General features: G+C 42.4%; 11 protein-coding genes. 10 read left to right on the forward strand and 1 reads right to left on the reverse strand.

Going from position 1 to position 12,279, the window contains the following annotated elements:
• Positions 1-74: 74 nt before the first annotated feature.
• Complete coding sequence (locus GSY63_RS17505) at positions 75-248, reverse strand: hypothetical protein (protein ID WP_166587131.1); 174 nt, start codon at positions 246-248, stop codon at positions 75-77.
• A 115-nt stretch (positions 249-363) separates the two neighbouring features.
• Here GSY63_RS17505 and GSY63_RS17510 point away from each other — a divergent pair, with 115 nt between their 5' ends.
• The 10 genes from GSY63_RS17510 (at position 364) to GSY63_RS17555 (ending at position 12,265) form a co-directional block, all read left to right on the forward strand.
• Positions 364-1,413, forward strand: a complete 1,050-nt coding sequence (locus GSY63_RS17510; RefSeq protein ID WP_166587132.1) for an acyltransferase — start codon at positions 364-366, stop codon at positions 1,411-1,413.
• A 464-nt stretch (positions 1,414-1,877) separates the two neighbouring features.
• Positions 1,878-2,966, forward strand: coding sequence for a fatty acid desaturase (locus tag GSY63_RS17515; RefSeq protein WP_166587133.1), 1,089 nt, complete (start codon positions 1,878-1,880; stop codon positions 2,964-2,966).
• A gap of 146 nt (positions 2,967-3,112) precedes the next feature.
• A complete protein-coding gene (locus tag GSY63_RS17520) occupies positions 3,113-4,015 on the forward strand; it encodes a glycoside hydrolase family 25 protein (RefSeq protein WP_166587134.1) in 903 nt (300 codons plus the stop codon).
• A 354-nt stretch (positions 4,016-4,369) separates the two neighbouring features.
• Entirely contained in the window at positions 4,370-7,489 is a 3,120-nt protein-coding gene (locus GSY63_RS17525; RefSeq protein ID WP_208094583.1) for a SusC/RagA family TonB-linked outer membrane protein, read from the forward strand.
• 11 nt (positions 7,490-7,500) lie between these two features.
• Positions 7,501-9,078 (forward strand): SusD/RagB family nutrient-binding outer membrane lipoprotein, encoded by a 1,578-nt coding sequence (locus tag GSY63_RS17530; protein ID WP_166587135.1) that lies wholly within the window; start codon positions 7,501-7,503, stop codon positions 9,076-9,078.
• Between the two features lie 16 nt (positions 9,079-9,094).
• A complete protein-coding gene (locus GSY63_RS17535) occupies positions 9,095-10,045 on the forward strand; it encodes a DUF4397 domain-containing protein (protein ID WP_166587136.1) in 951 nt (316 codons plus the stop codon).
• A 134-nt stretch (positions 10,046-10,179) separates the two neighbouring features.
• On the forward strand, positions 10,180-10,722 hold the full coding sequence (locus tag GSY63_RS17540; RefSeq protein WP_166587137.1) for an RNA polymerase sigma factor: 543 nt from the start codon (positions 10,180-10,182) through the stop codon (positions 10,720-10,722).
• The gene (locus GSY63_RS17545; RefSeq protein WP_166587138.1) at positions 10,703-10,972 is read left to right on the forward strand and encodes a hypothetical protein; all 270 of its coding nucleotides are present in this window, start codon (positions 10,703-10,705) and stop codon (positions 10,970-10,972) included. The genes GSY63_RS17540 and GSY63_RS17545 overlap by 20 nt, the downstream gene beginning before the upstream one ends.
• A gap of 11 nt (positions 10,973-10,983) precedes the next feature.
• Complete coding sequence (gene clpP, locus GSY63_RS17550) at positions 10,984-11,673, forward strand: ATP-dependent Clp endopeptidase proteolytic subunit ClpP (RefSeq protein WP_166587139.1); 690 nt, start codon at positions 10,984-10,986, stop codon at positions 11,671-11,673.
• Positions 11,674-11,836: 163 nt separating this feature from the next.
• On the forward strand, positions 11,837-12,265 hold the full coding sequence (locus tag GSY63_RS17555; protein WP_166587140.1) for a MarR family winged helix-turn-helix transcriptional regulator: 429 nt from the start codon (positions 11,837-11,839) through the stop codon (positions 12,263-12,265).
• Positions 12,266-12,279 lie beyond the last annotated feature (14 nt).

A 12,279-nucleotide genomic window follows, 5' to 3' on the forward strand; every position in this document is an offset into this window, starting at 1 on the left:
TGATGTTTCCAATTAAGGGTAATTTATATAATTTTTTCTTGATCGAATCTTTTAGCCCCCCTTTACGCCTTTTATTACTTTGCAACCTGCACGTGGTGCATGGTACGCACATTACCGGCGCGTGATGGCTGGTTGCATTTGCCCAGCAGCGTGTATATAATGATGAAGATAATAATGGTTGAAAAACAGCCCCCGCCCAATTTCTTGGCGCCCCAAGCTGCAATAAGAGCCCTGAAAAATTTGTTCATAAAGTTTTTGTTTAAAAGCTAACAGCTACACTTAAAGATAGTTTGAAAGAGGCATTTATCCAACCGATAGGGTACACCGGCCTAATCTGAAATCTTCGTTATATATTTGGTTTCAATGTCTGAGGCCAAACCGCATAATGTTGAATGGATAAGTAACCTGCGCTTCGTGGCGCTGGTTGCAGTTATTATGCTGCACGCCAGTGCGGTGCTTTTGGCGCAGTATGGTAAAGTGCCCATTAGTTATTGGTTTACGGCCGATGTATTTAATGCTATGGTCAGGTTCGCTGTACCTGTGTTTGTGATGATAACCGGTGCACTAAACCTTGGCCGTAATTATGAACTGATCGACTTTTTGAAGCGACGTTTATTGCGAATCATAACCCCATTCTTGTTCTGGAGCCTGGTTTATATTGGCTACTCGTGGTATAACGAAGAAATCAGTTTCGAAAACGATACCTGGACAAACGTGAAATTGGTATTGCATCAGCTTAAATACGGCAGTTCATATCATTTATGGTATGTATACATGCTTATCGGGCTGTATTTGATCATGCCGATACTCAACAAATTTGTGTGCACTGCCACACAGAAAGAGCTACTATATTTTCTGATGGTTTGGCTGTTGGTAATGCTATTTAGCCAGCCTTATTTATCGAGGTTTAAGCCTGTGGTGGAGCTGCGCTATTTTGAGGGCTATATCGGCTACCTTGTGTTGGGCTACTATCTTACGGTAAAAGAGTTTCATCAAAAACATTTACGCCTGCTGATGTTGCTTTTATTTGTTGCCTTGGTTGCTGTTATTACTATCGGCACCTATAAACTTACGCTACATAACTATACTACCACTACCTTATTTTACGAACCACTGGGGCCATTTATCGTGTGCTTGTCGGGCAGTATCTTCTTATTTTTTCGTTTTAGTAATCCTACACTGCCTGCTTTTGTAAAACAGATTCGCGATTTTACCGGGCAGTATGCCTATGGCGTTTACTTATGTCACGCTTTGTTTTTATACCTGCTCGATCTGCTTTTTGATATCAGTTATAAGCTCTGCAGCCCTATTCTTAGCATACCACTTACTACACTGATATGCCTGGTGCTATCTGTTCTGTTAACCTGGTTATTGAACAAGATTCCGGTAATAGGAAAATACATTGGTGGATAATAAATGGAAACTTATGATTATATCTTTCCGTTTAAGCAATAAAACACCGGAAGTAGGGTTATTGTATTAGTGAATTTAATCGCGCACACCAAATAGATTTTCAGATTATTTCATTAATATGACAAATAATATATACTTTAGGTGAGCCCTAATATTCTTAGACATTGCCCAAATCTAATTTTGGTAATTTTTAAGCTTTTTAGCTGTTACCAATTAGAAACCCAGCAATGAAATGAGTTACCATATCCCCGCGCACCGCGAGCAAGCCGAAACAACGGCTTCAACTCTGGCTAATCATTCTAATTTTTCTTTATCAAATAATGTGATGGAAACAACCGGCAATTTTTCAATGGCTATACCGTGCCGTTTACCATCTACAGAAATTAAACACTTTTCAAATTAATATTTGATAAAACTCCTACTCAACAAGCCTAACTGATTTAAACTATATAATAATAACACTAATGGCATTTTTAGACCATGTATTACGCGTACCTGCTTACGGCTGGAAAGATGAGCAAGGCAACTTAATTAAACCGTCCGCGGGCCAGATCTTCAATGAGTTTTTCTCAAGATTGAATGTATTTAAAGACCGCAGAAACTGGCTGCCCTTTTTTAGCTGGCTAAAGGTTTTATGTTTCGTTCCTTTCTTCCTTTTGTTCCTGTTTAAGTTTATGAGCCCCTGGATGCTGTTTGCTGCATTCACTTATAGTATGGTTATTATGGGTACGCATGGTACTGTGTGGCACCATCGTTATTGTACACATGGAGCTTACAAATTCCGCAATGGTTTCTGGCGTTTCTTTACCCAGAACTTAACCATCAATGTTATTCCGGAAGAGATTTATGTAATCTCGCACCACGTTCACCACGCTAAATCAGATCAGCCAGGCGATCCTTACAACGCGCAGGCCGGTTTTCTATATTGCTTTCTGGCCGATGTTACCCATCAGCCAATTGCTACAAATTTGAGCGAAGCTGATTATAACCGTGTAACATTATTAATGCGCCACACGGGGGTAAAAGCTAATACTTATGCGCAATATCTACGTTATGGTTCTTATGTAAACCCGGGCCGTGCAATATTATCATGGATACTTAACTGGGGGTTCTGGTTCGGCGTATTTTACGTGGCTGGTGGTGCAGCATTGGCTTGTACCATTTTTGGTGCTGCTGGTTTTTGGGCTGTAGGTGTACGTACTTTTAACTACGAAGGCCACGCCAAGGGTAAAGACAAACAGCGCGAAGGCATCGACCATAACGTAAACGATAAATCTATTAACCAGATTTGGCCAGGCCTTGTTGCGGGCGAGTGGCACAACAATCACCACCTGTTCCCCAAAAGTGCGCGTAGCGGTTTTAAACCACACCAGGTAGATATGGCCTGGTACTACATTAAAATGATGAACATTTTAGGCGCAGTAAGCACTTATAAAGATTCGAAGAAACAGTTTTACAAACAATATTACCTGCCATACCTGGCAAGCAAAGCCGAAGCCAACGTTAAGCCAACCATTAACCCGGCCATGTTAGAGGTTTTGCCAAGCAATTAAACCAATTAACTAACTATACCCTTGCTAAGGCGTCCTTATATTGGGACGCCTTTTTTATTTGCCTCATTATTCCACAGTTATCTAGATTCAGGTGTGCATTCTGTTGGTTTATTTAATGATCTAATTGTATTTACTAAATTTGTAGTGTGACCACGCCGCCTAAAGACCCCGCTGTTGTAAAGAAACCTGTGCAGAGAAAAAAGCCCGTTGCAAAACGTACAGTAAAACCTAAACCACCTGCCAAAAAGCAAACGGAAACAGGTTTTAAACACTGGCCGGCTGTTATCACTATTTCTGCGTTGATCTTATTTTCTCCATTTTATTACAGGTTTATCACCCAGGGTTTCACCGCAGCCTGGCATTGGGTTAATGATATTGGCGAAGATCCCGACTACCGTCATTACAAAAGTTTTAATATCCATGTGTCTGAGAAATACACGATACATGGTATTGATGTATCATACGCGCAGGGCAAAATAGACTGGCCCAAGGTTAAGGCCATGGACGAGAACGGCCTGCATATTAGTTTTGCCTTTATAAAAGCAACAGATGGTGAAAATTATACCGACCCAACCTTTCAGCGCAATTGGCGAGAGGCTGCTAAAACGGGATTAATCTGCGGTGCTTATCATTTTTTCAGACCGGAGAAAAACGGGAAAGAACAGGCCAAGCTATTTTTAAAAACCGTAAGGCTGGAACGCAATGATATGCCCCTGGTTATAGATATCGAAAAACTGGATGGCACTACCCCGGCCCAGATGCGCATCAGCCTCGACCAGTGTTTATCTTACCTTAAATATAGAACCACCGCCAAACCCATCATTTACTCGGGTCTTAGCTTTTACCAGGATTACCTTAAAGGCTTTTTTGATGAGTACCCACTTTGGATAGCCCATTACGATAAACCCGAGCTGCGTATTAACCAGTCTACCAATTGGCAGTTTTGGCAACATACCGACAAAGCCACCGTAAACGGTATACACCATGCGGTAGATTTCGACACCTTTAAGGGTGATAGCGTAGCTTTTAAGCAATTGCTCGTTCAATAAATTCCTTTTTTCTCTACTGGTTACCTACATAAGGCTAAAGTAAACTTTAGCCTTGCCATACATTTGCCAAGTTTTTTTCAACAATATGCAACAATATGCGGAAAACACTTGCAGTAGTTTGCGGAAGTTTTGTACTTTTAAGCACAAAAACGTAAGTAGATATAAACCAATTGATTACAAACCTTGCCAGCTAACGTATTTGTAACAAAGTTGTTGTTTGATAAGATTTTTTGCCAAATCCTTTAATTTCAGACGATTTCTTTACATAAACTTAAAAATTATACCGTAATTTAATAACAATTAACTAACTAAGCTTCTTAAAAAACTACTAAAACAAGCAAACCCAACCAGTGTATGAAGAAAATTTTACTTGCATTTCTTCTGGTAAGTTGTTGCTGTGCTATGCAGGTTATGGCGCAGGTACAAGCAATAACAGGTACAGTTACCGCCAGTGAAGACGGCAGCCCCTTGCCCGGAGCTACTGTAAAAATTAAAGGCGCATCAACCGCCGTTAGTACCGACCCTCAAGGTAAGTATGCTATTAAAGCATCTGCCGGTCAAACCCTTATTTTCAGTTTTGTGGGTACTATCTCCGCAGAGCGCGTAGTTGGATCGCAAACAGTGATCAACGTACAACTAAAATCAGATGTTACTACTTTAAAGGAAGTTACCGTTACTACAGGTTTCGGTGTTAAACAAAGTCAGCGCGACTTAACTTCTTCTGTGCAAACCATTAGTGGTGCAACCATTGCACAAACCCAGCGCGAAAACTTAGTTAACTCATTACAAGGCCGTATTGCCGGTGCAACTGTTACCAGCACCAGCGGTGTACCGGGTGCATCAGCATCAATCGTATTACGCGGTATCACATCTATCGGTGGTAGCAATCAGCCATTATTTGTGGTTGATGGTATCCGTGTTAACAACGATGCTATGAGCCAAAGCGCACTGGCATCTAACGGTGATAACAGACGCGAGGACTTTACCAACCGTATTGCCGATATTAACCCGGATGATATCGAAACCGTTACCGTATTAAAAGGAGCTGATGCTGCTGCGGTTTACGGTTCTGATGCAGCCGGTGGTGCTATTGTAATTACTACCAAAAGAGGTAAAAGCGGAACCGGTAGCATTTCTTATAACAACAACTTCAGCTTTTCTAACGAGTACCGTTTCCCAAAAATCCAGAATGTTTATGGCCCGGGTACAGCAGGTTACGCTGATCCTACAACAAGGTTAGCGTATGGCCCGGCTTATGCAGCAGGCACACCAACCTATAATAACTTGCAGAATTTCCTGCAAACCGGTTTCTCTCAATCACACGACCTTGCTTTTCAGGGTGGTAATGATGAGGCCAGCTACCGTATCTCTGGAGAGTACCGCCACACCGGTGGTGTAATTCCGGTGGTTTACAACAACAAGCTTTCTTTGCGCATGGCAGGCCAGGCTAAATTAACGCCAAAATTAACCAGCAGCGCAAGCTTCAACTACTTTAATATAGACAACCGCAAAACCAACAAGGGCGATGGTGGTACCTATATTAATGCACTTAGCTGGCCAACCAATGATGATGTGCGTAACTACCTGAACCCAGACGGCAGTCGCAGAACCTTATTGCCGCCAACAAATTCAGTTTTAGATGCGACGATTGATTTCGACAATCCTCTTTGGGATGTTAACAACAACATTAGCCGCGATAAAACCAATCGCATGATCGCCAACTTCGACCTGTCTTACGACGCAGCTAAATGGTTAAACTTTAGAGGTTTATTTGGTGTGGATTATTATACTACACAGGGTAACAACTTAGTTAGCCAATACAGCAACTCTTATCAAAATGCAATATCATCGAGTTTTGCATCAGCAAATGGTATTAGTAAAGGTGGTATTATTGATAATTATGATGATAACAACCTGTTGCTTAACGGCTCGTTCTTTGCCACGGCCAAACACAATTTTGGCGATATCCGCGCTACTTTAGCAGTGGGTGCTGAGATTTATGACGGTAAGGACATCACTAACGGCCAATATGGTGAGGCTTTTTTACAGCCAGATTTTAACACCATCAACAACACTACCCCAACTACACAACGTGCAACTACTAGCTACGCAGAAACACGCCGTATTGGTGAAATTGCCCGTTTAAACTTAGTTTACAAAGAGTTAATTACCTTAAACGCTACTGCCAGAAACGATTATTCATCTCGTTTAGCAGGTACAGCTAAAGATTCTTACTTCTATCCATCAGGTGGTGTTGGTTTTAACTTCACCGAGTTGCCAATGTTAAAAGGAAACAAGGTATTATCTTTTGGTAAAATCCGTTTCTCTTATGCCGGTGTGGGTAAAGATCCATTTGCTCCATACAAAATCAAATCGAGCGTTATCCAACAGTCTACTTCAGGCGGTGGCTATGCTTATGATGTTACCGGTAATAACCCTGCTCTTAAACCAGAGAAGGATTACCAAATGGAGTTAGGTACCGAATTACAATTCTTCGGTGGCCGTTTAAGTGCTGAGATCAACGTTTACAAATACCGTGCTACCAACCAGATATTTGACCCACGTATCAGCTATGCATCAGGTTACATCCTGGAGTTGGTTAACGGTGGTGAAATCCAGAACAAAGGTTTGGAAATTGAGTTAAGCGGTACAGTTATTAAAACCAAAGATTTTAACTGGAAACCATTTGCTAACTTCTTCTTAAACCGCGGTAAAGTAATTAACCTTGGTGATTTACCAGAGTACTATAACTCTGATACCTGGATTTATGCCAATGCACGCGCCAGTATTTTCCCGGGCAGCAGCTTAATGAATATTGCCACTTACAGCTATGCACGTAACAATAAAGGCCAGATTTTGGTAGACCCTACAACAGGTATGCCTATCTCTAACGCGGCATTTGTTACCACGGGCGATCGTCAGCCTAAATTTACTTTAGGTTTGGGTAACAGCTTTGTTTATAAAGCATTCAACCTATCCTTCTTGTTAGACTACCGTAAAGGTGGCGACGTATTTAACGGTAACGAATTATTCTTAACCCGTTACGGTTTAAGTGCACGCACCACTAACAGACAAACCCCGATTGTAATACCTGGTGTACTTAAAGATGGCAACGAAAACTCTGCTACACCTACAGCAAACACTATCCAGATTAACCCTTACTACCAAAACGATTATTACAAAAACGCAATCGAATCTGATTTTGTTGAGCACAACATCAGCTCGTTAAGACTGAGAGATGTTACGTTAAGCTATACGCTTCCGGCATCATTATTAGCTAAACAAAAAGTATTTAAATCAGCAGGTGTATTTGTTACCGGCACAGATCTGTTCCTGATCACCAACTATACCGGTGCAGATCCGGAAGTAAACGGTACCAATTCATCAACAAGAGGTTCGGGTGCTGCCGGTTTCGACTACGGAACTTTAGCTACCCCACGTACAATCTCTTTCGGAGTAAGTGTAAAATTATAAGACGAATCGACATGAAAAAACTCATATATACATTAAGCGCACTGGTAGCCCTTGGTACGGCTAGCAGTTGTAAGAAATTTGTCGACATCAACACCAACCCAAATGCACCTACCGCGGTAGATGCAGCCAGCTTATTGCCACCTATACAGGCAGGTATGGAGCGTGGTGTTTGGTACGATAGCCGATATATAGGCCAATATGCCCAAATCTGGGGATCATCTGCAGCCAATAACGTTTGGGACGAAGAAGGTTATGTACCGGGATCTGACTCTAACGGTGAGATGTGGCGTACCATTTATTTCAGTATCGGGCAAAACGCAAACCTGATGATACAGGATGCCACGGCCAAAAACAAATACGAATACTTAGGCGTTGCACACGCCCTGAAAGCATGGGGCTGGCAAAATGGTGCCGACATTTACAATTACATGGTTGTAAAAGAAGCCTATGACCCAACCAAGCTTACTTTTGATTACGACGACCCGCAAACTGTTTATGCTGAAGCGGTAAAAGAATGCCGTTTAGCGTTAGGCTTTTTTGCCCAAGCTACAAAAACAGATAACATTACAGGTGTTTCTACAACATTGGCTAAAGGGGATTACATGTATGCCGGAGACCGTAGCAAATGGGTGAAATTTATTTACTCAATATTGGCGCAGAATGCTTTGCACATGAGCAATAAATCTACCTTCAACGCAGATTCGGTTGCTTATTTTGTTGATCACTCGTTTATGAACAATGGCGACAATGCAAGCGTGCAAAACACTGCAACTAACTCAACCGATGCTAACTTCTGGGGACCAACCCGTGGTAACCTTTCAGGTTTCCGTCAATCTGATTTTATTGTAAGATTACTGGATGGCCGTATTTTGGCAGGCTCTGCAACGCAGGACACCTTGGCCGATCCACGATTACCATTATTATTAAACCGCAGTAAAGACCGCGTATACCGTGGGGTTATAGCGCCACTTGGTGATGTTAACTCTGCGGATGCTAACACATCTATTCCAGCCTTTGCCGGTTTTAACAATGTTACTAAGGTTGGTACAGCGAAGTACTTGTTCAATGACAATGCCAGGGGCGTACTAATGACCTACCCGGTATTGCAGTTTATGAAATCGGAAGCTTTGTTTAAAAAAGGTGATATGGCAGGCGCTTATACGGCGTACATCAACGGTGTAAAAGGAGCTCTTGATTTTGCAAGTAACCCTCCGGTTGCGGGAAGTCTTACTGGTGCCACCAACTATATATCCGCTGCCGATCAAGCTAAATACCTGGCAAGCAAAAGCGTAGCGCAATCAGCTTCTGCATTAAAACTGAGTGATATTTTACAACAGAAATTTATCGCATTGTTCTTATGGAACCCAATAGAAGCATGGTCTGACGAACGCCGTTACAGCTACGACGCTACCATTTTCCAGGGTTTCACCAAACCAGGAACTTTATATCCTGACAATGCAGGTAAACAAGTTTATGTAGTTCGTCCGCGTTACAACTCAGAATACATCTGGAATGTACCTGCCCTGAAAAAATTTGGTGCTACTGCTGCCGACTACCATACTACAAAACCATGGTTTGTTTTACCATAATTTTAAAGAAATAGTAATGAAAAAATTATCCTATATATTTCTCGGCATGATGCTTATTGTAGCAGCCGGGTGTAAAAAGTCAACCATCACTCAGTTTGGTGACGCGGCTTCGGGTACACAGATCAAGATCTTACATACGGCTCCGGGCACCCCGGCTATTGATGGCTATGTAAACGGAACCAAAATCACCCCGGTAGCTTCTGTGTCAGTAACTGATAACGCTTTGGCAACATCAATTACCACCGGTATTATCTATAACTATTTAGGTTCGGCGGCGGCATCATACCAGGGTCAGTTTCCTGCTGTAAATTATTCGGTTGTACCATCGGGCAATACCGCTATTAAAATACAGACTTCAACACCAGCACCGGTTTTGGTTAGTCCACAAACAAGTGCGCCAGGAACGGTATTAGGTACAGTAACCCAGAACACGGTAACCGGCTCTGCATATTCTGTATTTGCAATAGGTTTACCAGGCTCTACTACTGCGCCGCTGACAGTTAAAGTTGTGGAAGATAAATTCCCGAACGCCGACGCAGGCAAAGCATACGTACGCTTTGCTTACATGGTACCTAACGGCGGTGCTGTAGATATCGCTTCTACCACTACTTTAAGTGGTGCAACCGCGCCTACTGTTACCACCCTTGCTTCGGGTATTGCTTACAGTACGGTAACAGACTTTGTTGCAGTGCCTGTTAACGCTATCCAGCTTACCAACTATACTTTCCAGATGTACTTAACCGGTACAACTACTAAGTTAGGCACCGCATCGGCAACAGTATCATTGGCACCCGGTCGTTATTATACGATCATAGGTCGTGGTTTGGCAGCGGACTATCCGGTACCGGGTACTTCTATTACGCTTAAAGCCAGCACCAGGCCTACTTTGCCGCTTACAGATCCTGCAACTAAGTATCCCGAAATTTATTTCAACCCGGCAGGGCTTACATCTTACGTAAACAAATAATTCTAACCAACCTTAAACCTCGAGGGCATTGCATTTGCAATGCCCTTTTTTGTTACCCAAACTATTTTTAAATAAATTTACTTTTTAGGGTGATATATTGTCCGCCATTTACACTTGTTATTAAAAGCATATTTATGGAAGCATTAATTAATTCCGAAAATACCCCGGCCATGCGCGAGCAGCTTTTTATAGCATTATACCAAAAAGCTTTCCCGGCGGTGGCCAGGTATGTGAGTAAAATGGGCGGCTCATTTGATGAGGCAAAAGATATCTTTCAGGATGCGTTGGTTATTTATTACGAAAAGGCGGTAGCTGAAACCATTGCCATTAAGACCAATGAGCGGGCATACCTCCTGGGCATCGCGAAGTTTCTATGGTTGCAAAAGTTCCGTACTGATAAAGTACAGGTTCCGTTGAATGATTTTGATACCGAGATGCTAAACGAGTCCGCCTCTTTTTCTACTAACAAATTGATGCATTATCTCGCAACCGCCGGGCAGAAATGCATGGAGGTATTAAAAGCTTTTTACTACGATAACCTGCCAGTTAAGCAATTAGCCGAAACATTTGGATACACCAGCACGCACTCGGCAACGGTGCAAAAATATAAATGCCTCGAAAAAGTAAGGGACACTGTTAAACAAAAATCATTGAGCTATGAGGACTTCCTTGATTGAGATAAAAGAAATCGATGACCATCTGATGGGTTTAGCGGCTCCCGGCGACAACCTGGTATTCAATGCCAAAACCATTATTAATGACGAGTTGCGCGAAAAGGTATTGCTTCAACAGCATACCTACACCCTCGTGCACCACTATGGCCGCAAACAACTAAAGGCCGAAATAGAAGCTGTCCATCAGCAACTATTTAATACCCCTACCCCACACGGCTTTGTAAAAAAAATACTGGCCTTATTTAAAAAGTAACCTCTTATTTTATGAATATTGATAGCAATGAGTTCCGCAAATACGCGGTGGGGCATCGCCATGTCCAAAGTTTACATGTCGACAGGTTTATAGCCCAGGTAAACGTGGCTTATACCCCCATCGCCATGACGCCCCATATTATGGAAGAGCGTCAGCTAAATATCACCCAAATGGACGTTTTCTCCCGCCTGATGATGGACCGTATTATCTTTCTCGGCCAGGCGGTGGATGATCAGATAGCCAACATTATCCAGGCGCAACTTCTCTTCCTGCAATCGGTAGATGAAAAACGAGACATCCAGATCTACATTAATTCGCCTGGTGGTTCGGTTTATGCCGGCTTGGGTATTTATGATACTATGCAGTTTGTTAAACCCGATGTTGCCACCATTTGCACCGGACTAGCCGCCTCCATGGCCTCGGTACTGCTCTGTGCTGGTGCAACAGGCAAGCGTGCCGCATTGAAACACTCCAGGGTGATGTTACACCAACCATTGGGAGGTGTACAAGGGCCGGCATCCGACATTGAGATAACCGCTCGTGAGGTAATGAAGATCAAAAAAGAGCTCTACACTATTATTTCCGAACACAGCGGCCAATCGTACGAAAAGGTTTACGAAGTATCGGACCGCGATTTTTGGATGATTGGCCAGGAAGCCAAAGAGTTTGGTATGGTGGATGAAATTTTGGGACAGGATTAGTCATTAGTCATTAGTCATTAGTCATTAGTCATTAGTCATTAGTCATTAGTCATTAGTCATTAGTCATTAGTCATTAGTTTGGAATTTATTCCGGACTTTTTTGTTTTACTGAAAAATATTGTTCAATTTTGTAAGGTAAACTTATTAGTTTACCTTATTAGTTATGAAAAATAACGAATTAGCCTCCTCCCTTAGAGACACAGCATCACGAATGCACAAACGCCTGAGCAGGGAAGTTAAAAGTGCAGATGGATTTTCGCTTAGCGAGCGCGCAACGCTTTCTTACTTATATTATAACGGGCCACAGTTCCCATCAGACCTGGCTGCCATGGCTATGATCAAGGCGCAATCGATGTCGCAAATCGTTAACCATCTGGAAGAACTGAATATCATTGCTAAAACACCTTCGGAGATTGATAAGCGGAAGGTTTCGATTTCCTTAACAGATTTTGGAAAGCAAATAGTGGAGCAAAGCCGCTACGAACGCGATCAATGGCTCGATACCGCGATTGAAGACAGCCTATCTTCTGCCGAAAAGAAAACACTGCAGGAGGCATTACTGCTGATGAATAAATTGATTAACCACAAATAATAACCCCTTAAACA

Source organism: Mucilaginibacter agri (genome assembly GCF_009928685.1).
In the GTDB taxonomy this organism is placed as follows: domain Bacteria; phylum Bacteroidota; class Bacteroidia; order Sphingobacteriales; family Sphingobacteriaceae; genus Mucilaginibacter; species Mucilaginibacter agri.

Coding starts and splice junctions, on each gene's coding strand:
- GSY63_RS17545 (WP_166587138.1), top strand. CDS start 10,703: ATGAGGACTTCCTTGATTGAGATAAAAGAAATCGATGACCATCTGATG.
- GSY63_RS17555 (WP_166587140.1), top strand. CDS start 11,837: ATGAAAAATAACGAATTAGCCTCCTCCCTTAGAGACACAGCATCACGA.
- GSY63_RS17530 (WP_166587135.1), top strand. CDS start 7,501: ATGAAAAAACTCATATATACATTAAGCGCACTGGTAGCCCTTGGTACG.
- GSY63_RS17505 (WP_166587131.1), bottom strand. CDS start 248: ATGAACAAATTTTTCAGGGCTCTTATTGCAGCTTGGGGCGCCAAGAAA.
- GSY63_RS17525 (WP_208094583.1), top strand. CDS start 4,370: ATGAAGAAAATTTTACTTGCATTTCTTCTGGTAAGTTGTTGCTGTGCT.
- GSY63_RS17515 (WP_166587133.1), top strand. CDS start 1,878: ATGGCATTTTTAGACCATGTATTACGCGTACCTGCTTACGGCTGGAAA.
- clpP (WP_166587139.1), top strand. CDS start 10,984: ATGAATATTGATAGCAATGAGTTCCGCAAATACGCGGTGGGGCATCGC.
- GSY63_RS17540 (WP_166587137.1), top strand. CDS start 10,180: ATGGAAGCATTAATTAATTCCGAAAATACCCCGGCCATGCGCGAGCAG.
- GSY63_RS17510 (WP_166587132.1), top strand. CDS start 364: ATGTCTGAGGCCAAACCGCATAATGTTGAATGGATAAGTAACCTGCGC.
- GSY63_RS17535 (WP_166587136.1), top strand. CDS start 9,095: ATGAAAAAATTATCCTATATATTTCTCGGCATGATGCTTATTGTAGCA.